Genomic DNA, 21,893 nt, shown 5'->3' on the forward strand with positions numbered 1-21,893 from the left:
CCCGGCGAGCCGCTATGCGGCGACTGACCTGTTTCGTGGTGCGTGCGAGCCGAAGATCGACCAGGCAGCGGCGAAGAGCGCCGCCGCTGCCAGCGCAAGCACGGCAAGGCTGGGCAGGTGGAAGAAAACGCCCCGCCATTGCGGTTCGACGATCTCGCCGGTGCTGAAGCCCTCGGCGCTGAACTGGCACAGGATCCAGGAGGCGCCGCTGCGCACCATGTCGGCGTCGATGTCGGAAATCAGCGACTTGGCCTCGTTCTGGGCCGAGGGCATCTTCGCCATGTAGGCCAGCAGCGCCTTGGTGGTCGCCAGATACGCATGGCTGCATTCATTGAATGGGCTCTGCTCGTCAGCCAGGCTTCCCGGCATCAGGCCCCAGAGGCAGTACGTGTATTGCAGGGTGTCGTGATTGTAGAGCCGCCGGAAGGCGGGGTCGGTCTCGGTCTGCCGGAGGGCTAGATCGAGGATGGCGCCGCGATAGCGGGCGATCACCGCCATCTGGCCGTGGGTAAGGCTGGGAATCTGGATGCCAGGCGGCGGCGGCGTCGAGCGCGAGCCATGCGCTTCGGCCTCCGTCGCCGCGAGCAGGAACAACAGCGCGATGGCCGACCAGGCGAAAAACCGAGCTGGCCAGCGCATCGCGGATCAGGCGTAGCGGCGGGCGAGGCCGCTTTGGTCGCGGGCCGCGAGGTCTCGCTCGACGACCGCGCCGAAGGCAAGCCCCATGACGGTCCACATCACGAGCTGGATACCCAACGAAGCGACGCGGAACTGCCACAGCACCACCGCCGAGAATTGCTCCGGCACCTCGTTGATGTCGGGGAGCGCCGCCTTCACCAGCGCAAAGACGACGAGGAAGGCAAGGCCGGCAACGATCGTCGCATTCCAGGCGCCGAGCCTATTCCACAGCCGTTGCGCGAGGCCCACCGCGGCCACCATCGCCGCCAGGGAAACCACGATCATGATGAAGAACAGTTCGGTGCGGTAGGCGATGGTTTCGGGATTGCCGACCGAGGGCGGGTTCGCAGGATACTTCAGCCCCGGAACCACGATCACGGCGAGGAAGCCGAGCAGTGCCAGCAACGCGGAGGTGCCGCGCGGGCCGAGCGAGCCCAGCCTGCCATAAGCGAAGGAGACGACGAGCGAGAACAGCCCGCCGAGCGCAGCGCCATAGATCAGCACGCCGGTTGCGAGACCGATGCCGGCCTGCGTGGCCCGGCTGACGATCTCCGGCTCCGGCGCCTCTTCGGCGGCCTGCGCCTGCTGTTCCTCGAAGGCGATCGCCTTGTCGACCTGCGGCTCGCCATAAACACGTGCGAAGGCAAACGCCAAAATCCCCGCGACCAGCCCGACCAGCATGCCGCGCAGCAAAAGTTTTCCGACCATGTCAATCTTCCCTTCAAGCAATTCCAGGAAAAGTGCGTAGCGGTTTTCCGTCTGGAATTGCGTTATCCCAAACCCGGGGCGGTTCAGCGATTGCTGAACCGGTCTAGTGGCAGGGGAAGCCGAGCAGGTGGCGGCCGTCATGCACGAATTCGTGCACATACATGCCTCGGATCAGCGATGTCGCGCCTTCTTCCGCCCCGACAAAATAGATCGCCAGCATGAGCAGCAGGCCGCCGAAGATGGCCCATGGCAGAAGCTCACGGACCGGAATCGGAACCGGGCCATAGCCGGGTGCAAAAGTGGTGTCGGACATTTTCCTCTCCTGGGATACTGCGTCCCGTTGATCGAACTAATGCTACGGAAGAAGGCCTGACTTTCGGCTGGTGCCGATCACAGTGGCGCGACCGTGCCGGATTTACACCGGCTTCCAATCCCGTATCGTCGCCGACACTATTCAGCGCTTCGTTCGCCGTCAATGTATCGTCAATAAGCGACGTGAGATCGTGACACGCAATTTGGACCGGGCCACAGAGGCGGTTTTGGATGATCGTACGCCTGACGATGATCGCAAGCGGGGCAACGCTTGCCGCGCGCAAGGGGCGCTTTCCGCTAGATGAGCCGCTGGAGCCGCAGGCGATTGCCCGCGCGGGCGCGACCGGCCAGGGGTTGCGCCGCGCTGATCGAATCTGGACAAGCCCGGCGCTGCGGGCGCGGCAGACCGCTGAGGCACTGGGCCACCAGGCTTCGATCGAGCCTCTGCTCGCTGACCAGGATTTTGCACATTGGGCAGGCAAGGGTTTCGAGGAACTGCAGGTCGAAGATCCGGAAGGCTTTGCAACCTGGTTTTCCGATCCAGACGCGGCACCCCACGGCGGCGAATCGCTGGCCGATGTCGCCCGGCGCGGCTCGGCTCTGATGGAGCGCCTGCTTGCCGAGCGCGGCCACACCATTGTGGTCACCCACCCTGGGGTCATCCGCGCGGCGATCGTGCATGTACTCGGTGCCCCGCTGACTTCGTTCAGCAAGATCGATGTCGAGCCGCTTTGCCTCACCGATTTTCGTAGTGATGGCACTCGATGGGTGTTGCGCGCTCATGGTTCGCTGCCGAAAGGGCAGCGCGGTGTCGACTAACTCTTTAGGAGTTCGGGTCTAGCATGCCGAAAATCGAAACGAGTAGGATCGCGGTGAGCGCGAGCACGATCTCGATGGCGGTGCCAATTCGGATCGCGTGGAGCGCCGACTCGCTCGCCCGACCGATACGCGGCACGAACCAGTAGCGGTTGGCTGTCGCCATCGCAATCATGGCCAGGACAACGGCAATCTTCGCCGACAGCAACAGGCGATAGGGCGACGACAACCCGAACGGCCAGCCGACTATGAAGACGCTATTCGCAATTCCAGACAGGATGGCCAAGGTTGCGACGACATGGCCTGCGTTCGAGAAGCGGCGCAGCGCTGTCGCGGCATCGGCATCAAAAGGCATCTTGCCGACCCCCGCCAGGATGAGCAGCAACGGCAACAGCGCACCGACCCAGGCACCTGCCGACAGGACGTGCAGGGCGTCGTTCAGCGGATGTACGATGCCCTGCCAGCCGTCGTTCATCATTGCATGGCCGCTGAGCGCAAGGCCGGCGAGGCCAAGTCCGGATGCGATCGCGGTCGCCGCCAGCCTGAGGCGCGATGCGAGCATTTGTGCCGCGACGAGCAGGACGCCGGCCAGAGCCTGAGCCAACCACGCCGTGCCGATATTGGTCGAGGCAAGAACGTCCCATAGCATCGGGCCGTTCACGGCATCGGGCCAGCCGTCGCCGATCATCGACGTTTGCGTTGGCAGGGCGACAATCGTCGACACAAAGGCAAGAACCACGGCAATCAGGCGAAGGGCGGTCAGCCTGGCCGCGATCCGCTCGGCGAGAGCGCTCGGCACCAGCGCCAGCAGATAGACAGAGGCGCCCCATAGCGCCATCAGCGCGGCATCGTGCACGAAGCGGCAAGCCACAAGCAGGTTGTCCGGCGTCATCCGTCCACCGGCGGGTGCGTGAAAAGGACTTTGCTCATCCGACTGAACGGGGACGGGAGCGCGGAGCGCGCCCCCGCCTTTCCGATCTTAGGGTTTCACTGTGAATTTGTATTCGCCATGGGTCTTGTGGCCGTCCTGCGACAGGGCGTGCCATTCAACCTTGTAGGGGCCGGCCGCAAGGCCCTTAGGCAACGAGACCATGAAGGTCTTGTCGCCATCCATCAGCATGGCGTCATCAGTCTTGACTTCCTGTTTGTCGGGTCCGGTGACCTTCACGCCGGTGAACTTCAGATTGAGTTCCTCGCTGAACTTGAGGTCGAGTTCGGTCGGTGCCTCCTTGACCGTGCCGCCGATCGGTGGCTGTGCCGCCTCGAGCTTGGCATGGGCATAGGCAGAGCCCGAAAGCGTTACCGAAGTGAGGAGCGTAAAAGCAGCTGCAAGCAAGATGTTGCGCATGGATATGTTTCCTTGATGTAGGGCGACCTGGTCGACCCGAAGCTAGACAATGATTGAAGCTCTTGGGAAGGCAGCCTTCAAGTCTCCATCCGCCCCGGGGCGGAACGGCGAAGAGATTGCCATTGTTCAGGCCGGAGGGCCGCGAGAGCTGAGCGGCTGAAGTTCTTGCCGCCGGATCGCGGCTTTCGACGCCGGTTTGCCGTCGGAAGTGATCGCGAACGCCAGCCGCTCCTGCCCGATCTCGCCCGCTTCTGGAAGCACAGCGGCACCGCTATCGCAGCCGAAAAGACAGCAGCCGGAGTCGTAGTCGTCCTTTTGCTGCCCGCCCTTGGAATGGTCGCCAGCATGGGACGTACAGATTATGTTGCCAAAAGCATCGAACTGAGCCGCCGAGGCTTGGAAACCGATCCAGCTTCCGCTCAGAAACGCTTGAACGACAAGAAAAAGCGCGGCGAGCAATGTGACTGGAACAGGCAATCGTTCGGGGAGCATCATCTTCCAGCCAAACCGGAGCGGCTGAGCTATAGCATGCGCGCTCGCGCGTTGGCCATGGGAGCAGCCTTTGACCGGCGGTCGGAGGGGTGATTTCGCCTTCTCCGTCCCATCAGTCGGCGATTTCGGGTTGGGTTCGCGCGCGACGCGGAGCGCTCCATACTCGGAGCGTCGCGGGCGAACGGGCCACATCGTGTCAGGCCAACTCCGAATACTACCCGGAACCGCTTGCCGGGGCAGTCGGTCCCGGTTTCCGCCCTTCGGGCGGCGCTATGCTACCTGCGGCTGCCCATTTAACCGGCCAAGCGGTGCGCGAACTGGCTCCGGCCGCTGCGCTGCCTTCGCTTGTACGCTCATTGTTTGTTTCGAGGGGAAAGGGAGCGCTGCCCCCTCTCCCCAGCAAGGAGAAAATCGGTCTCCCCATCCTTCCTCCGCTTGGGGCCTTCGGCCCGCGCGGCGGCGGACGCCCTGTCCGTGACAGACGAGAGCTTGTCGGCAAACCCGGCTTGACCTTAGAGTCTCAGAGTCTCCGCCGCTTGGAAATGGCCCGCAATAGATCGGCTTCGCCCGTGATCCCGTCGTCGAAAACGCGGATGACTTCAGCCGCCAATTGCTCGCGCTGTTCCCGGTCCTTCTTGGCCAGACGGCGCTCATCACACAGCCGATCAAATACCCGCTGGAGCAAGTCCAGATCAGCGGGTCCATAGACACCTCCGTAACGCGACATGGGCATGCCGCCGCCCTCAACACGGGAGCGCCCCGGCAGGCTGGCGGGGTAGGCAGCAGACGCCGGGCCTAACCGGCGGGGGTCGGAATCCAAACACGGCACCGGCTGACGGTAAATATACGCCATTGGCAAAATGCAGGTTACGCATCCATAAGGACGAAGCCGGGTTAGCCCCCAAGCGCCGCTGGGGTCTCGAAGGAAGCATCAGTGTCTCTAATTCCCACGCGACCTGGCTCTTGGTGCTGGAAAGCTTTCACAGGGAGTTGCGGCCAATCTGGCGGTTTGCGGCGCGCCGCCGGGTGCCGCGCGTCTTTTTCGATTATGCCGAGGCCGGCTCCTTTGAAAAACTCATAAGTCGGATGAACCTTTTGCGCCGCTCCGCACTTATTAGCCCATGCCTCGATTCAACTTCGATCTCTCCCATAGCGGGGCCTGTTGCATAATTCCGAAGGCGCAAAATCGCCTACAGAAGCGCGGAACAGATTTCCAGAAAGCGCCTCTGACGGCGAATGGGGCGCATAAAATTTCTCGCCAGGCTGGCCCCCTGCTCGCCATGGCGCCTCGCCGCCTCCAACACAAGCTCGAGATTGCCGGACTTCAAAAGATCGATCGGCCTGCGTTTGTTTAGCCGTTCATCGGGGTGCGAAAGGAAGTTGAGGACCATCCAAGGATTGCTCGTCTGCAACGCCTCGCGAACAGCCTTCAACCCCGGCACGACACTGCCGTCGCGACTGAACTGCAGCGTCGGATAGCTGCGCCGATTGCTCGGCCCTGGAACCGCAAGCAAAGAACCTTCCTGCACCCGCTTGTCGACGGCCTGGCGGGATACTCCTCGCATCAACGTACGAACCTCGTCGAGATCATAGGCCCCGCCCGCTTGTCGAAGATCCTCCTCGGCGATGCGGACTCCTTCGAGGAGCGCGCGGCCGCGCGCATCAGGTTCGAAGGCGGTTTTGTCGACAAATGGCTTGCGATGAACCCGGGCGCGGACCGGTCCGCGCTCGATCCCTTCCCTAATCCGGTCAACGTGTCCGCCGACTGTCCGCTTGATTTCTCGAACCGATTCCGGCTTCGACGATACGATCGCCACTTCGGCGCCGGCAGGCAGTTTTTTGAGTCGCGACAACGCCCTTCATCGTGAACATGGTCACGATCCCTTCGCGGGCCCGTGACCGCGATCTGACGGAACGAGTTGGTGCCCTTGGGTGCTCTTCCAGCCATGACTTGTCTCCTTCGCTTCGAATCTAGAAAGCAAGGCAACTTTGTCAGCCAGAGCAACTTCGCCAACCTTACCAGGATGGTCGCGGCAAGTCGCTGCGCGACCGCGCTCAAGCTCCGCTAAGGCTCGGCTTCCGCTTTGCGGAAGCGCCCAAAGCTCCGTCGAGCCCCGACAAGCGGGTCTCGCCCCATCCGGGCTATGATCGCTCTTGCGACGCCGGCGCTGCGGCAAACCTGAAACCACCAACCAGGCCCTGCCGTCCAGTTCGGCCAGTAAAAGGCGGACAGGCAGCCAATATTCTAGAGAGCGAGAGAAAGCGCCGGCCCGGTCGAACGGGCCTGAGTGGGAGAGAGAGGCTTTCCCCGGTCCGTTGACCGGAGAAAGCATCATGACCAGCAAACCCGCCAAGCGTTCCGCCAACACCCGGCGTCCCGACAAGGACGTCTATCAGCGCATCACCGACAAGATCGTGGAGCAACTCGAAAAAGGTGTGCGGCCCTGGCATCAGCCATGGGGCGCAAACGGCACGCCGACGCGCCCCTTGCGCCACAACGGCGTCCCCTATCGCGGCATCAATACCGTGCTTCTTTGGATGGAGGCTACCGCCAACGGCTACGCCTCGCCCTACTGGATGACCTATCGACAGGCCCAGGAACTCGGCGGCCAGGTCAGAAAGGGCCAGACCTCCACCCTCGTCGTCTATGCCGGCGCAATCGAAAAGACCGGGGAAGCTGAAAACGGCGAGGAAATCGAGCAGCGCATCCCTTTCCTCAAAGGTTACCCTGTCTTCAACTGCGACCAGATCGATAACCTGCCGGCGCAGTTCTGCCCCACTGCGATCGAGCCCCGCTCGCCCATGGAGCGCTTTGTCGCCGCCGATGCGTTCTTTGCCAATACCGGCGCGGACATCCGCTTCGGCGGCAACAAGGCATTCTATAGCCCTGCCGGCGACTTCATCGCATGCCCCATCTTCGAGGCGTTCGAATCGCCTGAATCGTTCGTGTCTGTAGTCGCGCACGAAGTGTCTCATTGGACAAAGCATCCAACACGCCTCGATCGCGATTTTGGCCGCAAGACATGGGGCGATGAAGGATACGCGATCGAGGAAATTGTTGTGGAAATTTCTGCATGTATGATCTGCGCGGACCTCGGCATCGAGGCCGAGCCGCGCGAGGATCACGCCGCCTATATCGCCAGCTGGCTAAAGGTCCTGAAGAACGATAAGCGCGCCATTTTCCAGGCCGCCGCGCATGCCGAACGCGCCGCCGCTTACCTGCACAGCCTGCAGCCCGGCGCCGCCGCAAAAGAGGACGCGCCGCTAGCCGCCGCCTGACACCTCATCACCCGGCCATCGCGCCGGGCTTTCCATTTCTGGAGCAAACGATCATGCCATACATCACCCAGCACCGGCCCGCCGAACTATTCATGGAACATGCAGGCGTCGAAATCTACCACGTCTACAAGGACAACGAATTCGACCAGGGCGCTCGCACTTACTGGTTCGCCCATCCATGATGACGGTGACGACGACGCCCGACATGCAGCAGACGGCGTATTCGACGTGCGCTGCCTTCCAACTCCCGCATCGCCGCCTCGACTTGACGGACATCCGTCCTTTGTCGGCGCCGACCACGGCCGCGAGGCGGGTTTCGCCAGCTATGACGACTGGAAGCGCAGTCCCGAATATGCGCGCCGTCGCGCCCTGTGGGGTCTCTGGCACGCGTCCGGCGAAACCGCGGCGATCCAGAACACCATCCGGCATGCGATCGATATTGGCCTGATCACGGCGAACGCCGTGCTGATGGAGGGAGCCGACATGAGCGGCATCCCATCCTGACGTGTCCTCTCCCCCTCTCCTCAATCGCGAAAGGCAACAAGCATGGCCAACCATGTCTGGACCCGCATCATCATCGGTGGCGATAGCTGCGTCTTGCCCATTTTAGCTAACTTCCCTAAAATGGGGTCAAGTGAATTTCAGGAGCTTGCATCATGCGCAGCTTTTCCCTCACCGACCTTAGCAACAAATCCGGCGAAGTCGTCGAAGCCGCCTACGTCGCGCCAGTCGACATCACCCGCCGCGGAAAAAGAAAGTTCGTCCTCATGACCGCAGAACAATATGATCGCCTCCGCCGAGCCGGCGATCCTCGTCGAGTCTATGGCGCCGGCGAAACCCCCGACGATCTGGCTGATGCGTTCGCCGCCGATCTTGAGCGACTGGCGGCGGGGGAAGGCTATGAGGAATAATGCCGACCTGATGAAACACGGCAACATCTTCTATTATGACTATGTCTTTAAATGGCAGCTCGAATTGGGCCGGAAGGACGGCGAGAAGCCTCGGCCGGTCTGTGTCCTCACGGTCCTCAAAAGTGCCAACGGCCTGACACATGTCGGCCTTCTAGCCGTCTCTGCGACTCCTCCCAAAGCCGACCAGGTTGCCATCGAACTTCCTCAGATTGAGTGCCGCCGCGGCGGGCTCAAGGAATGGAAAGGTGGGTGGATCATCGTCAGCGAATACAATTACGACATCGTGGAGCGATCCTATTCTCTCGATGTAAATCAGGATCCGATTGGCCGCTTCAGCAAGCAATTCATGCAACGCCTGGCCGAGGAAGCATTGCCGCTTTTCCGTCAACGCAGCGCCCGCATCGATCGCACCAAAGCGTAAGCCCAAACATGGCTGAAAGGTCCATCTTCGCTCAGATCGACGAGATCAAGGAGGTACTGGAACAGCGCCGCCGCGAGCACCTTCGTTCACACGGGCGCCATGAACGCGCCGCGGCCGAGCACGTCCTTCGCCTCGAATGTGTGCTGAAAACCCTGGAATGGGTTCGCGACAATCAGGACGACCTCAAAGCCTACGCGCGAAATCGCCGCCAGGAAGCAGAGCGCGGCTCCCCCAAATAGCTGTCCCTCCAACATCACGCTCACAAGAGGAAGCGACAGGGAAAGCCCCGGTGCCGGGCTTCCCAACGGGAGAGAGAGTTTCTCCCACCCGGCTCTCGAAAAGGAGCCGCCCATATCGTTACCCATCCTCCCTTCCATTCCTGACGATTTACCGGCGGCAAGCCGCCTTCTTGTGCTCGCATGTTCGGCGACAAAATTGCCGAGGCGAGACAGCTTCGTCCGGGGCGACTTCATTGCTCGCTCAAGCCGCAATCCCCCGGCCTGTCGGAAGCGAAGATCGATAAACTCCAACCAAGGACTGACTTAATGACCTACTCATGCTGTGACTTCACCGAAAGCATCCTTGAAATCCTGGGCATCCATGTGCCGGACGAATTATCGGACGACCCGCCTGAACAGGCCGAGGCAGCAACGCACGCAATCCGTGCTCTGCAGCGGGATCGAGCCAGGCTGATCGAGCTCGGCCATGAACCCGCCGACGGTAGCTACGCGTGGCCGCCGGTGGAGAAGGAGGTAGAAGAAGAGGCTAATTGTTCGCAGCCCCGGCCAGGTCGGGCTCTCGCGACGTTGATAGGGAGTTCTGGAATGACCGTAAACCAAGGACCACCCCGCCCTTTCGAGCTAGGTGACACCATCATCGACCAGGAAGGCGAGCATTCGGTGCTCGTTGATTATTCCGAAACCGGCTATTTCGGCTTCTTCAAATATACCTACAACGGCAGGTCGGTGACCCATAAACTCCCGATAGCCGGCTTGAAAAAGGCTCCCGTCAACGCGCGGAGATAGCTTGGCACTTAGTCTTGACCCAGGCGTTGGACGCACCGCTCTTATAGGAGCTGTTCCGACGCTTCGAGACCCAGGCCCATCTGTCGACGGCGTCGTAGAATTCGGCGCCGCCGCCCTCGACATGTGTCGAATACTGGATGACGCCCTCGGCCGGCTTCACCAGCGCCCAAAGCTTGGCCTTCCGCTCGATCACCGGCAACGCTCGCAGATCCTGTCTGTCCAGCTACATCATGTCGAAGGCAACATAACTCAACATTCCAGGTCATGAAGTTCGGCCGGCCGTCAGGCGCTTCGGTCGCATTCCCTTCGCGATGTCGCTCTTGTCGGTGGCCACCTCTATCGATGTCATGCGCGCCTTCCACAAGGAATTCATCCGCGTGAATGCGTGGTCGCTGGAGCCTATCGCACCTCCCTGCCCCGGCTTTCGCTGGCAAGAGCAGGATCTGAAACGCCCCATCCTGCACCCCGCGGTAAGAGGAAGAGGCAGGGGAGCCCGGTTGTCCGGGCTCCGAAAGCGGAGAGAGTTCTCCCGCCCGGCTCAACAGGAGCCATACCATGACCAACCCCATCATCGCCATGATACCGCTCAACAAGCTGTCCCGCAGCCAGCTCAATGTTCGCAAGACAACAGTCAGCGAAGAAGAGGACAATGAGCTCTATGCCAGCATCAAGGCCAACGGCATCAAGCAGAACCTGCTCGTCCACAAATCCGGCAAAGGTTACCATGTCCATGCCGGCGGTCGCCGTCTCACGATGCTCGAACGCCTGTCAGCTGAAGGTGAAATCCCTGCCGAAAAAGATATTCCCTGCATCGTCGAAACCAAAAAGCAGGCGGAAGAAACCTCTCTCATTGAAAATTTCGTCCGGGCCGACATGCATCCGGCAGACGAATTCGAGGCTTTCAATGCCCTTGAGAAGAAGGGTTGGTCACGCGAGGAAATCGCCAACCGCTTCGGCGTCACGCTGAATTTCGTCGATCGCCGCATGAAGCTGGCGCGCGTTTCCCCCCTCATTATCGAGGCGTTCCGTGCCAACAAGATGACACTGGAATGCGTGCAAGCTTTCTCGATCACCGACGATCACGCTCGGCAGAACGAGGTCTGGGAAGAACTCGCCGCCAACCCGTACGTTCCCTACCCGCAAAATATCAAATCGGCTCTGACCCGGCGCACCTACCACGGCAACTCCAAGCTTGGGCGCTTCGTCGGCGTAGACGCCTACCAGGCCGCCGGCGGCACCGTGCTGCGCGACCTCTTTTCCGATAATGACAGCGTTCATCTCGCCGACAGCGAGCTAGTTGAAAAACTTGCCCGCGAAAAGCTTCAATTGACGGCTGACGATCTCGCCAAGGAGTGGAAATGGGTCACAGTCGAGCTCGAAGTCGCTTATGACGCTTTCCGCCGCTTCGGTCGGGTCTATCCCGAGCCGGTCGAACCAAGTGCGGCGATCGTCAACGAGGTCGAGGAACTGGAATCCCGTATCGAGGCATTTTCGAGCCAATACGACGAGGAAACCTGGACCGATGAACAGCAGGCCGAGGAAGACGCAGCTGCCGAGCGCCTGGAGGAACTGCGCAAGATCATTGCCAACAGCGCGGTCTTCATGGATGAGCAAAAGGCCATTGCAGGTGCCGTCGTCACTGTCGACTATGACGGCGATCTGCGCATAGAAGCCGGTCTCGTGCGCCCTGAAGACCTTCTCGAAAAGAAGGCTGTGTCAGACAATGACGAGGGCGACACCGCCGCTCCCGACATTGAGATGCCGGTCTCGCGCCGCGGCGTCGCCAAAGACCCCGTGGCCGAAGCACGCAAAGAACAGGGCGTCTCCGCTTTGCTCGCGGATGATCTGCGCGCAGCACGCCATCAGGTGCTGAAGGCGCACCTGGCGGCCGATTTCGCAACGGCCTTCGACGTCATGCTCTACTCCATGTGTTTGCGTGTTCTCACCGACAACACCTATCGGCCCACGCCGATCAATGTTGTGGTCTCGCCCGCGGAGACCTACCGGAGCCGTGACGCCATCAAGGATACGATTGCGCAACGCATGCTGCAGGCCACCGAGGAAGGTCTCAATGTCGAATGGGAGTCCCTGCCCAGTCCGCAGGACTTCCAGGCGATGTGCGCGCTGCCCGACAACGACAAGCAGGCGCTCTTTGCCTGGTGCGTCGCCCATGGCGTCATCCCGCAGCTTGCAACCGACAATCGCGCGCATCCCGTGGTCGAGATGATTGGCCAGCGCATGTCCGTCGACACAGCAGCTTGCTGGAGGCCGACGGCTGAAAACTACTGGAGCCGCGTCAAGAAAGACCATGCCATCAAGGTCGCACGCGAGCTGATCGATGACCGCTGGGCCGACGACAAGGCCAAGGACAAGAAGCCGATCATCGCCGCCAGCATGGAACAGGCCTTCAGAGAGGATCCACGCGCCGCAGCCGGTCTCAGTGCGGAAACGGCGCAAAAGACCTCGACCTGGTTGCCAGACGGCATGGCTTTCACCGGTTCCATTGCCGAACAAGCTGCGGCGCCGGATTATTCGTCACAAGACTATGACGAAGATGACGATCAGGTCCCCGAGGACACCGAGGAAGGGGATGCGGGTCCCGATGATGACGACGTTGATCCCGAAGCCGCGCTTCAGGACGACGAACAGGAAATCGATGAGGACGACGATATCCCCGCCTTCCTGAAAGACAACGCGGCCTGACCGCTTTCTCTCCAACCAGTCGACACGACGGCCCGGCTCACAACCGGGCCGTTTTCACATCAAAAGCTACGGAGCAATGTTATGCGACTGACTTTCCGCGCCGACAAAATACGCGAACTCTTCGCAGCCGCCGAATCCAGATGGCCTCTCGGCCTGCGACGCCGTTTCCGCGTCAAGGATCCCGCCGGGTTCTGGCTGGTCGGTGATCAGGGCGTCTATCTCATGCACAATGGCAAAGCGACCAAGCACAAGCAACTCGTCTATGCCCAGGAGTGCAATCCCGAAACCATGCCGTTCGATCAATGGTGGGCCGCCAAGCGGGATTCCTTCGGCGACGACGACGGCCGCGAATTCATCGATGCCGGTCTCGTGCGCGATGCGGTCGCCGCTAACAGCCCGCTGATCTTCGAATTCACCGAAACCACCATATCGGTCTTCATCGAAAAATGCGCGCATTGAGAGGCTTGCGAGGAGCACCACCATGAAACAACAATTCACTGTCGTCGAGAACGCCGGCTACATTGGCGAGGCCGATATCAGATCGTTCCCGACATCGGGCAAAGCCATCGCCTGGCGCAACCGGCACTATGAGCCTGACGAACTGGAATCGCTGCATGTCCAGATCGCCTGCGACCTGCCCGACGGATCGAGAACCTATGAATATTGAGATTGGAGACAAGATGAGCCGCCACACCCTCACTGTCAGCAAAAGGCAGAAGACTGATCCGGACGCTGTTATCGGCTACGACCCGCCCTTGCGCACCTTTTTTATTCAAGCCTTTGCAGACGCCGACACAGAAATGCATGAGCTATGGCTCGGAACGGCCCTCGAAGAATATCCATCGCTGGAGAGCATCGTCAGCGCAGCACGAACGCGCGGCTATGATCTTTCCAACCTCTCCCGCGAGGCCATCGTTGCCATGATCAAGGAATCGAGCACGCCGACCCCTCCAAGCATTGGCGAGCAACTCGGCATCGTCCGATAGGCTTAATCGCTCCGGTCGTGAACCTCAAAGGGCCGCCCCCTCTGATCAAAGGGTGGCCCTTTTGCCCGTGACGGGTTCTGCAGACCGCGTGACAGGCACGCGGCCGCCCGTCACGGAACTCACCCCGATGACTGACTATACATCCTATATCGAAAAAGCTTTGGCCACCGAAGGCGGTCACCTATCGGTCGGCCGCGGCGGCTTCTCCCTCCACTACGGCCACGGTTGGCTCAGTGGCTACGACTGCGAAACCATCAAGGCCGAAGCAATCGCTGCAGGCCTGCCCGTCTACGACAGCCGCAAGCTCGACTTCTTGGTTGTCGCGAAGCTGGCATGTAGCGGCCCTATGATCGCCGTCGGCCGCGCCCCGGATCCGCAGCCCTGGAACAGCCTCTCCTTCGTCCCGCTTTACCATGTGATGGATGCCTACCGGCGCGCAGGCGCCGAAATCCATCATATGCCTCCCGCGCCTACCAATTCCGGCCCCGGCACACAGGGAGGCGATCATGGCCAACGGCTACGCCTTAACGAGATCGGCCGCCGTTTCGGCTAGGCATTCCAGAAAAGAGTGAGAGGCAGGCCGGGAAAGGCAAGCCTTCCCGCGGCCAAAGAGAGCCGCCGGGAGACTTTCCTTGAAACCCGGAGGCCTTCATGAACATGCCCGTCAGCCCTAGCGGCGCTCTTTCCCATGCCCCTCGTCCCGCCGCCGTCTCGCTCATGGAGGCGGCGCGCGCTCTCCTTAACTTGCTCGAAACCGGAAAATCGATTTCGACGGTCATGCTGCGCCACGCCGTCGAATCCGCCTATGGCGACACAGATGCCAATGGCGCATGGGTCTGGAAGGATGCCTATGAAGCGCTCGAATGCGCTCAAATCCTGTTCATGCTCAAATATGGTCCCCGCATTCGCCGGCAGGCGGCCGATCCGGCCGCAGAACTGGCGATGATCGAGCGGATCTCCGCGCTCGTACCAACACAGACCCGCCGTTCCGAAGAATCGCAGCGCTTGCAGCAATTCTCAACGCCACTGCCGCTCGCTTTCGTTGCTGCCCATGCGGCCGGTATTTGCGCCGACGATACTGTGCTCGAACCATCCGCCGGCACCGGTATGATGGCCTGCTATCCCCGCATCGCCGGCGCCGACCTCCTGCTCAACGAGCTCGCCGCCGATCGCGCACAGCTCCTCGGCGACCTTTTCGGCACAACGGTCACACGCCACGATGCTGCCACCATCCACGATCGTCTGGATGCCGCCCTTTTACCCTCAATCGTGCTGATGAACCCGCCATTCTCGGTCGCACCGAATGTCGAAGGCCGGTTCCGCGCCGCGACCATGCAGCATGTCCGCTCTGCGCTGGCTCGCCTCGCACCTGGCGGTCGTCTTGTCATGATCTCGGGCTCGAATTTCGCTCCCGGCTCCAGCCAGTCGGGCGACTTCTTTCGCTCGATCGAAGACCGTGCCGCTATACGCTTCAGCTCCGCGATTTCGGGTCAGGTCTATGCCAGCCACGGCACCAGCTTCGAAACCCGTTTCACCGTAATCGACAAAGAGACCGGTTCCCTAACGGCTCCTGCGCTGCACACGCAGGCGGCCGCCTCATGCGCCGAGCTTCTCTCGCGCGTGATCGTCGGTGTGCCCGCTCGCAACGGCGTCACCTCCCCCGCCGTCTGTCTCAAGACTGCAAAGCCGGCGCACAGCATCATGGCCTTACGCGACAAGGCCCGTGCACAGGCCCGCGCCGATGCAGCACAAGCGGCGCGGCACCCGCTCGACAAAGCCGATTTCGCTGAAATCGACTATGAACCCCGCACGGAAAATGCCGAAACCTCGGCGCAGCCCGCCGGCCTTTACGAGCCCTATCGCGTCCAGGCCATCAACATAATCGGCGCCCTCTCACATCCGACTGCTCTCGTTCAATCAGCCGCAATGGCGTCGATCGCGCCTCCCCTCCCCTCCTATCGGCCGACCTTGCCGAACTCCCTCATTTCGACCGGCGCGCTTTCCGATGCGCAGATCGAAAGCGTGATTTATGCCGGCGAGGCGCACAATTCGCATCTGTCCGGCACTTACACGGTCAATGACAGCTATGACCAGCTAACGGCCGCGCCCGAAGATGCCGAAAATTCCTTCAGGCTACGTCGTGGCTGGTATCTCGGTGACGGTACCGGTTGCGGCAAGGGCCGACAGGTCGCTGGCGTCATCATGGACAATTTTCTCAAGGGCCGTCGCAGGGCCGTGTGGGTCTCGAAATCCGAGACCTTGCACTCGGATTCTGTGCGAGACTGGACCGCACTTGGCGGCGCGGCTTCCGACGTCGTGCCGCTCGCCCGTTTCCGCCAGGGGGCACCCATCAAGTTCGAGCAGGGCATCCTGTTCGTCACCTACGCCACGTTACGCACAGCCGAGAGACAGGATGGCGATGGCAATCTGAAGGCAAGCCGTCTCCAGCAACTGATCAACTGGCTGGGCCAAGATTTTGACGGCGTCATCGCCTTCGACGAGGCCCACGCCATGGCCAATGCCGCCGGAGACAAAGGCGAGCGCGGCGAAAAGAAGCCCTCAGAACAAGGGCTCGCCGGTCTTCGCCTGCAAAATGCAGTCCCTGACGCGCGCATCCTTTATGTTTCGGCCACCGGCGCGACGACTGTCGCCAATCTCGCTTATGCCAGCCGTCTCGGCCTGTGGGCCACAGGCGACTTCCCCTTCGCTTCGCGTGCCGATTTCGTCGGCGCCATGGAATCTGGCGGTATCGCCGCCATGGAAGTGATCTCGCGCGATTTGAAGGCCCTCGGCCTCTACATGGCGCGTTCGATCTCGTTCCAAGGCGTCGAATACGAAATGCTCGTCCACGAGCTCACCGATGCACAACGCGCCATCTACGATGAGTACGCGCGCGGGTACCAGGTGATTCATCAAAATCTCGAACAGGCGCTTCTGGCCTCCGGCATCACTTCGGAGGAAGGGACCCTCAACGGGCAGGCGAAGTCGGCGGCGCGCAGTTCTTTCGAGAGCTCGAAACAGCGTTTCTTTAGCCATCTAATTACGGCCATGAAATGCCCTTCGCTGATCAAGGCCATCGAAGGCGACATCGCCGCCGGTCATTCCGCCGTCATCCAGATCGTCTCGACGAGCGAAGCCCTGCTTGATCGGCTTCTTGCTGAAATCCCCGCGTCGGAATGGAACGATCTGACGTGCGACACATCGCCTAAGGAATATGTCATTTCGTACCTCCAGCACGCGTTCCCGACACAGCTGTTCGAGCCGTACACCGACGAGGAGGGCAATCTTCGTTCAAGGCCGGCGCGTGACGCAGACGGAAACCCGATCCAGTGCCGTGAAGCCCTTGAGCGACGCGACCGTATGATCGAGCATCTTTGCGCTCTTCCCGCTGTCCACGGCGCGCTCGACCAGCTGCTTTGGCATTTCGGGAAAGACCACGTTGCCGAGGTGACCGGCCGCTCTCGACGCATAGTTCGTACATCCGATGGACGGCTTTGTGTTGAACGCCGCCCAGGTTCCTCGAACCTCAGTGATGCGCATGCTTACTTGAATGATGACAAACGCGTGCTGATCTTTTCCGACGCCGGCGGCACTGGCCGTTCCTATCATGCCGACCTCACCGTCAAAAATCAGCGTCTGCGCGTCCACTATCTCCTCGAACCCGGCTGGCGCGCCGACAATGCCATCCAGGGTCTCGGTCGCACGCATCGCACCAATCAGGCACAACCGCCGCTGTTCCGGCCATGCGCCACGAACGTGAAGGGCGAAAAGCGCTTCCTTTCGACGATTGCCCGGCGGCTCGATACCCTTGGCGCGATCACCAAGGGGCAGCGCCAGACTGGTGGCCAAGGTATGTTCCGCCCCGAGGACAATCTAGAAAGCCCATACGCGCGCGCAGCGCTGCGCCAGTTCTTTTCCAATCTTGTCCGCGGCAAGGTCGATGCCTGCTCTCTCGCTCAATTCGTCGACATGACGGGTCTCCACATCACCGATTCTGCCGGTTCTCTGCTCGACCAGTTGCCGCCGATCTCGCAATTCCTCAATCGCTGTCTAGCACTCACCATCGACATGCAGAACGCCATCTTCGAGACGTTCGAAATGTTGCTGGGCAAGATCATCGATGATGCGCTACGCGCAGGCACGCTCGATATCGGGCTCGAAACGCTCACGGCAGAGCGCTTCGATGTCATCGAAAGGCGCGTCATCCATGAGCATGCCGCCAGCGGCGCGAGGACGCTGGCCCTGACCATCAATGAGACGACGCGCAACAAGCCGCTCTCGCTCGAGATGGTCCGCCAGATCGCGGCATCAGATCGTTCGGCAAGTTTGCTGGTCAATGCAAAGTCCGGTCGCGCCGCGTTGATGCAATCGGCCCCGAGCGTGATGGATGAGGACGGCGCGCCCGTCCGACGCGTGCAACTCACCCGGCCGATGCACCGCGAGAAGGTATTTGAGCCGGAACTGGGTCTCACCCATTGGAATGCGGCTACAGGTGCCGAATTCGAGCAGGCCTGGTCCGACGAGGTGTCGCAGGTTCCGGAGTTTTCGACACGTCGCCTGACCTTGATCTGCGGCCTTTTGCTGCCGATCTGGAACAAGCTTCCAAGTGACAACTGCCGAGTCTATCGGCTCGAAACCAACGACGGTGAACGCGTACTCGGCCGCCTCGTGACCACAGACCAGCTTTCAACGGTGTATCGCGCCCTTGGTATCGACGCCGCTGTGGACATGACGGCCGCCGAAATGCTCGAAGCGGTGATGGAACGCGGCGCAAGCGTCGATGTTTCCGGCGGTCTCACCCTGAAACGCTCCCGTGTCATGGGTGAGTTCCGCCTTGAAATCGTCGGCCATTCTGCGTCCGATCTGCCGGCCTTGAAGGCACTCGGTTGTTTCACCGAAATCATTTCATGGTCCACGCGGCTTTTCGTGCCGGCCAACAATCTGGACGTGCTCGACCGACTGCTTGAGCGCCACCGGATGATCGCTCATTCGGAGGCAGCGTGATGAACAACGCCTCCGAAATCTCAAGAGCCCTTGCTGAACAGGCGGAAGCGTTTTGCCGTTCATGGCTCCCTGCCGGTCGAAAAATCGGCAATTACTGGATCGTCGGCAACAAGCACGGCGATCCCGGGAGAAGCCTGGCCGTGCGTCTGAAACAATCGGCCGGACGCAAACCCGGAAAATGGGTGGATCACGCTAGCGCAGAGCATGGCGATCTGCTCGACATCATCGCGGAGCAATTGCCCTCCCCAACATGGCAAGCCGTCTTCTCCGAGGCTCGTCGTTTTCTCGGCCAGCCTGGCCTGCGGTCCATTCAAAACACCGTCGAGCAAAACGGCGGCACCACGAACCCGGACCGTTCGGCCACCGCTCGACGATTGCTCGCCATCGGCCGGCCCATCCAGGCCACGCTCGCGGAGCGCTATTTGCGCAATCGCGGCATCACCCGTTTCGGGCCGGCGCTTCGTTACCATCACGGCGTCTATTTCCGCGACGAAACCGGCCAGCGGCGCCAACTCCCTGCTCTGCTCGCCGCGATTACCGACAATGCGGGCAACGTCACCGGTTGCAATCGAACATGGCTGGACCCTTCACGATCGTGCGTCGCGTCGATCACGGAGCCCAAGCGCGTGATCGGCAACCTGGCCGGAAACGCGGTGCGGTTTCAACACGGTTCCGGTTCCGACGATCTTATTGCCGGGGAAGGCTTGGAGACGGTGCTTTCCATCGGCACCGTATTTCCATTGCTGGACCTCGCCGCCTGTTTGACGGCAAACCATCTCGGGCAGTTCATTCCGCCGGAACATACCAAACGCCTCTGGATAGCCCGCGATAATGATGACGCCGGCGCAACGGCCGCGCAGCTGCTGCGTCAGCGCGCCGAAGATCTTGGGATCGCTGTTTTCGACCTGATGCCGGTGCGCAACGACTTCAACGACGATCTTCGCGAGGATGGTGACATCGCTCTTCGCGCCCGGCTGCAGAGCGATATCGAGAACGCCCTTACGGTTCAACAGGCGAAGGCCTGAAAGCAGGAGCAGCGCAGCAAGAACCGCTCGGCCAGGCCTGTGGGGTCCCGCACGACCCGGATGAGTTCGCGATATACCCTGCGGGTCGGGCGCAGTGGCGCCCTCGACCACCCCGCAACGCCGTCACTTGAAAAAATTCCCCGCCGGCCGAGCCGGCTCCTCGCGCAACAATTTTTTCCGTGACCGCGCCCTTCGCTGCGCTGCGGCCCTTTGGGTGCGTGCCGGTCTCCGCAGGGTTGATATCGCCTCATCCCGGGCCGAGCAGGCCACAAGTCAAGAGGACCGAACCATGTCGCAGCACTTTGCACCCACCTCCAGCCCGACCGCCGCCCTTCTCGACGAACTCGCGATCTACAGCGTCCGTCCCAACTCCGACGAACCCGATTTCCGTCCCCTTCCCGATGCTGAAGCCGTTGAAGGCAGCGTTGCGACCGTGGTCGAAGCGATCCAGTCGATATTCTCCGGAACCCGCCTCGAGGACGAAGCCGAAGAAGTGCTCTGGTCCCTCGTCAACATCTTCCATCGCCGCCTCTCCCACACGCAAAAGCGCCTCGACGACAATGAAGGCCGTCAACGCTCCGCTCTTACCGAACAGGATGGCTCCGAGGTCAGAAGCGTCGAACTGGAAAGGCTGGTGGCCGAAGGCTTCTCGCTCACCGAAACCCGCAACGCCTTTGAGGCGATGCGCGACGTCGCCGCCGAACATTACCGTGTCGAAACCGGCTCCGCGTGGCTGCCTCGGACAGGTTCCAAAGTCTCACACCGGGCACTCACCGCCGCCGTCATTGACAGCCGCAACTTCATCTCAGCCAAGCGCCGCTCCGAGATCGAAACCCATTGCCCGGCCGGAACCCGCATCGCCTTCACCGGCGGCGACTATCAGGACTATGACGCCATCTGGCAGGTGCTCGATCAGACGCACGAAAAATACCCGGACATGATCCTGCTGCACGGCGGTACGCCCTCGGGCGCGGAACTCATCGCAGCCAAATGGGCCGATTCCCGCGGCGTGACCCAAGTGGCCTTCAGGCCTGACTGGAAGGCGCATCGCAAGGCCGCTCCTTTCAAGCGCAACGACGCCCTGCTCGACACAATGCCGATCGGCGTCATCGCCTGCCCGGGTACCGGCATCACCGAGAACCTTGTCGACAAGGCGCGCGGCCTCGGTATCCCGGTTAAGCGCATTGGCAACAGGAAGGCGTCGTGATCGACGCCTTCCTTCCCGCGCTTTTTTTAGCGGCTAGCTTCGCCTACTGCCGTCACTCTGGGCTCGAGATTGTAACGAAGCCGGACACTGACTGCTTGCTTCCAGAAATCTGCGTCCTCACAGTACACCTGACTTCTGCGTTGTTGCAGGGGATGTTGATGGCGCCCGCTTCGGCTGCGCACTCGGGATCGAGGCGCACTGCACAGGCGACATGCGTTCCACCGCCCCAGCATTCGCGGCAGAGGCTACTCGGGAACAAGCCGCTGGCCGATGCGGATAACATCATCGAGTGCCGATCGTATCTGCGGCCAGGGAAATTCGGCACCGTCTTCATAGACCTCTCCTTCCGTAAGCGCAGCTTCAAGCTTCGCTGCCACACCGGCAAGGGAGACGGCGGGGGTTTTGGATAACGCCTCAAGAAGGTCCTCCACCCGGTCGGCGGCGTCGCGTTCTGCCCGCAACGTCGCCGAGTAGCCAATTTCCCTGTCGGCGGCATCCCAGCGCGCCTGATGATCCGCAAAATCGCCTTCCGCCTTCGCGCGGGTTGCCTCATCCTCCGGACCAAGGTCGAGCACATCGCCAATCGCGCTGAGGGAATGCAGTGTCACACTCCGGCCGTCGCGCAGCCGGATGGTCGCGCAAGGAAAACCAACCGTTTCGGCGAGTTTTCGCTCCAGGCCCTGCTGCTGACGGCACAGCCGTTCAGTCTGTTGATGGGCCGCGTGCCATTTGCGCCAGACCTCCACCGCAGGATCTTCGGGTTGGCCTTTCTCCAAATCGTTGCGGGCAAACGCGTTTCGTTGCAATCCCACAACTGCAATTGCCGTTCCTGCAAATAGCCTCCTGCGGGTGACGAAAGGCAAAGTCGTGGTATGGTTGGAAGTAGCCAAGATCTGAGCTCCCGAAAGCTTGAGAATGGTTAGGCCGATCGGAGTGTTCCCGCACTCTGATCGGTCGATGCACGTGCAATGCACGTGC

At 61.2% G+C, this 21,893-nt stretch carries 26 protein-coding genes and 1 riboswitch; of the genes, 16 read left to right on the plus strand and 10 right to left on the minus strand.

Features of this window, described 5'->3' with window-relative positions; all coding sequences use genetic code 11:
* Nucleotides 1–12: 12 nt before the first annotated feature.
* The 3 genes from ABID26_RS22445 to ABID26_RS22455 form a co-directional block, all read right to left on the minus strand.
* Nucleotides 13–639, minus strand: a complete 627-nt coding sequence (locus ABID26_RS22445; RefSeq protein WP_354416474.1) for a hypothetical protein — start codon at nt 637–639, stop codon at nt 13–15.
* Between the two features lie 6 nt (nt 640–645).
* A complete protein-coding gene (locus ABID26_RS22450; RefSeq protein ID WP_354416476.1) occupies nt 646–1,386 on the minus strand; it encodes a CbtA family protein in 741 nt (246 codons plus the stop codon).
* 103 nt (nt 1,387–1,489) lie between these two features.
* Nucleotides 1,490–1,699 (minus strand): CbtB domain-containing protein, encoded by a 210-nt coding sequence (locus ABID26_RS22455; protein ID WP_354416478.1) that lies wholly within the window; start codon nt 1,697–1,699, stop codon nt 1,490–1,492.
* 43 nt (nt 1,700–1,742) lie between these two features.
* A riboswitch (adenosylcobalamin (AdoCbl) riboswitch) is annotated at nt 1,743–1,824 on the minus strand.
* 105 nt (nt 1,825–1,929) lie between these two features.
* On the opposite strand from ABID26_RS22455, the gene ABID26_RS22460 reads away from it, so the two are divergent.
* Nucleotides 1,930–2,517 carry a histidine phosphatase family protein gene (locus ABID26_RS22460; protein WP_354416480.1) on the plus strand — a complete coding sequence of 196 codons (588 nt, stop codon included), beginning with the start codon at nt 1,930–1,932 and terminating at the stop codon, nt 2,515–2,517.
* A gap of 4 nt (nt 2,518–2,521) precedes the next feature.
* Here ABID26_RS22460 and copD read toward each other — a convergent pair whose 3' ends face one another.
* The 5 genes from copD to ABID26_RS22485 all read right to left on the minus strand — a co-directional run bounded on the left by copD (nt 2,522) and on the right by ABID26_RS22485 (nt 6,207).
* Nucleotides 2,522–3,406: a copper homeostasis membrane protein CopD gene (copD, locus tag ABID26_RS22465; protein WP_354416482.1), complete on the minus strand. Its 885-nt coding sequence runs from the start codon at nt 3,404–3,406 to the stop codon at nt 2,522–2,524.
* An 87-nt stretch (nt 3,407–3,493) separates the two neighbouring features.
* Nucleotides 3,494–3,862 carry a copper homeostasis periplasmic binding protein CopC gene (gene copC, locus ABID26_RS22470; protein WP_354416484.1) on the minus strand — a complete coding sequence of 123 codons (369 nt, stop codon included), beginning with the start codon at nt 3,860–3,862 and terminating at the stop codon, nt 3,494–3,496.
* 126 nt (nt 3,863–3,988) lie between these two features.
* Nucleotides 3,989–4,357: a hypothetical protein gene (locus ABID26_RS22475; RefSeq protein ID WP_354416486.1), complete on the minus strand. Its 369-nt coding sequence runs from the start codon at nt 4,355–4,357 to the stop codon at nt 3,989–3,991.
* Nucleotides 4,358–4,874: 517 nt separating this feature from the next.
* Nucleotides 4,875–5,081 (minus strand): hypothetical protein, encoded by a 207-nt coding sequence (locus tag ABID26_RS22480; RefSeq protein WP_354416488.1) that lies wholly within the window; start codon nt 5,079–5,081, stop codon nt 4,875–4,877.
* Between the two features lie 463 nt (nt 5,082–5,544).
* Nucleotides 5,545–6,207, minus strand: coding sequence for a hypothetical protein (locus tag ABID26_RS22485; protein ID WP_354416490.1), 663 nt, complete (start codon nt 6,205–6,207; stop codon nt 5,545–5,547).
* Nucleotides 6,208–6,688: 481 nt separating this feature from the next.
* On the opposite strand from ABID26_RS22485, the gene ABID26_RS22490 reads away from it, so the two are divergent.
* The 7 genes from ABID26_RS22490 to ABID26_RS22520 all read left to right on the plus strand — a co-directional run bounded on the left by ABID26_RS22490 (nt 6,689) and on the right by ABID26_RS22520 (nt 9,990).
* Nucleotides 6,689–7,633 (plus strand): ArdC family protein, encoded by a 945-nt coding sequence (locus ABID26_RS22490; protein ID WP_354416492.1) that lies wholly within the window; start codon nt 6,689–6,691, stop codon nt 7,631–7,633.
* Nucleotides 7,634–7,686: 53 nt separating this feature from the next.
* Complete coding sequence (locus ABID26_RS22495; RefSeq protein ID WP_354416494.1) at nt 7,687–7,815, plus strand: hypothetical protein; 129 nt, start codon at nt 7,687–7,689, stop codon at nt 7,813–7,815.
* 46 nt (nt 7,816–7,861) lie between these two features.
* Nucleotides 7,862–8,137: a hypothetical protein gene (locus ABID26_RS22500; RefSeq protein WP_354416496.1), complete on the plus strand. Its 276-nt coding sequence runs from the start codon at nt 7,862–7,864 to the stop codon at nt 8,135–8,137.
* A 152-nt stretch (nt 8,138–8,289) separates the two neighbouring features.
* On the plus strand, nt 8,290–8,544 hold the full coding sequence (locus ABID26_RS22505) for a type II toxin-antitoxin system prevent-host-death family antitoxin (RefSeq protein WP_126102290.1): 255 nt from the start codon (nt 8,290–8,292) through the stop codon (nt 8,542–8,544).
* Nucleotides 8,534–8,965, plus strand: a complete 432-nt coding sequence (locus ABID26_RS22510; protein ID WP_354416498.1) for a hypothetical protein — start codon at nt 8,534–8,536, stop codon at nt 8,963–8,965. The genes ABID26_RS22505 and ABID26_RS22510 overlap by 11 nt, the downstream gene beginning before the upstream one ends.
* Nucleotides 8,966–8,973: 8 nt before the next feature.
* Nucleotides 8,974–9,204, plus strand: coding sequence for a hypothetical protein (locus ABID26_RS22515; protein WP_354416500.1), 231 nt, complete (start codon nt 8,974–8,976; stop codon nt 9,202–9,204).
* Nucleotides 9,205–9,384: 180 nt separating this feature from the next.
* Nucleotides 9,385–9,990, plus strand: a complete 606-nt coding sequence (locus ABID26_RS22520) for a hypothetical protein (RefSeq protein WP_354416502.1) — start codon at nt 9,385–9,387, stop codon at nt 9,988–9,990.
* On the opposite strand, the gene ABID26_RS22525 is transcribed toward ABID26_RS22520, so the two are convergent.
* The gene (locus tag ABID26_RS22525; protein WP_354416504.1) at nt 9,974–10,183 is read right to left on the minus strand and encodes a DNA ligase-like domain-containing protein; all 210 of its coding nucleotides are present in this window, start codon (nt 10,181–10,183) and stop codon (nt 9,974–9,976) included. The genes ABID26_RS22520 and ABID26_RS22525 overlap by 17 nt on opposite strands.
* A gap of 362 nt (nt 10,184–10,545) precedes the next feature.
* Between ABID26_RS22525 and ABID26_RS22530 the strand changes: the two genes are divergently transcribed.
* The 8 genes from ABID26_RS22530 (at nt 10,546) to ABID26_RS22565 (ending at nt 20,915) form a co-directional block, all read left to right on the plus strand.
* Nucleotides 10,546–12,693 (plus strand): ParB/RepB/Spo0J family partition protein, encoded by a 2,148-nt coding sequence (locus ABID26_RS22530; protein WP_354416506.1) that lies wholly within the window; start codon nt 10,546–10,548, stop codon nt 12,691–12,693.
* An 81-nt stretch (nt 12,694–12,774) separates the two neighbouring features.
* A complete protein-coding gene (locus ABID26_RS22535) occupies nt 12,775–13,152 on the plus strand; it encodes a DUF3085 domain-containing protein (RefSeq protein WP_354416508.1) in 378 nt (125 codons plus the stop codon).
* A gap of 22 nt (nt 13,153–13,174) precedes the next feature.
* A complete protein-coding gene (locus ABID26_RS22540; protein WP_354416510.1) occupies nt 13,175–13,360 on the plus strand; it encodes a hypothetical protein in 186 nt (61 codons plus the stop codon).
* A gap of 13 nt (nt 13,361–13,373) precedes the next feature.
* Nucleotides 13,374–13,679 (plus strand): hypothetical protein, encoded by a 306-nt coding sequence (locus ABID26_RS22545; protein WP_354416512.1) that lies wholly within the window; start codon nt 13,374–13,376, stop codon nt 13,677–13,679.
* Nucleotides 13,680–13,806: 127 nt separating this feature from the next.
* Entirely contained in the window at nt 13,807–14,232 is a 426-nt protein-coding gene (locus ABID26_RS22550) for a hypothetical protein (RefSeq protein ID WP_354416514.1), read from the plus strand.
* 98 nt (nt 14,233–14,330) lie between these two features.
* Nucleotides 14,331–18,683: a strawberry notch family protein gene (locus tag ABID26_RS22555; RefSeq protein WP_354416516.1), complete on the plus strand. Its 4,353-nt coding sequence runs from the start codon at nt 14,331–14,333 to the stop codon at nt 18,681–18,683.
* Nucleotides 18,683–19,708 carry a DUF7146 domain-containing protein gene (locus ABID26_RS22560; RefSeq protein ID WP_354416518.1) on the plus strand — a complete coding sequence of 342 codons (1,026 nt, stop codon included), beginning with the start codon at nt 18,683–18,685 and terminating at the stop codon, nt 19,706–19,708. Before ABID26_RS22555 ends, ABID26_RS22560 begins: the two co-directional genes overlap by 1 nt.
* 289 nt (nt 19,709–19,997) lie before the next feature.
* Nucleotides 19,998–20,915 (plus strand): DUF2493 domain-containing protein, encoded by a 918-nt coding sequence (locus ABID26_RS22565; protein ID WP_354416782.1) that lies wholly within the window; start codon nt 19,998–20,000, stop codon nt 20,913–20,915.
* 245 nt (nt 20,916–21,160) lie between these two features.
* Here ABID26_RS22565 and ABID26_RS22570 read toward each other — a convergent pair whose 3' ends face one another.
* Nucleotides 21,161–21,805: a hypothetical protein gene (locus ABID26_RS22570; RefSeq protein WP_354416520.1), complete on the minus strand. Its 645-nt coding sequence runs from the start codon at nt 21,803–21,805 to the stop codon at nt 21,161–21,163.
* Nucleotides 21,806–21,893: the final 88 nt, after the last annotated feature.

The sequence above is a fragment of the Mesorhizobium shonense genome (genome assembly GCF_040545255.1).
GTDB lineage: Bacteria > Pseudomonadota > Alphaproteobacteria > Rhizobiales > Rhizobiaceae > Mesorhizobium > Mesorhizobium shonense.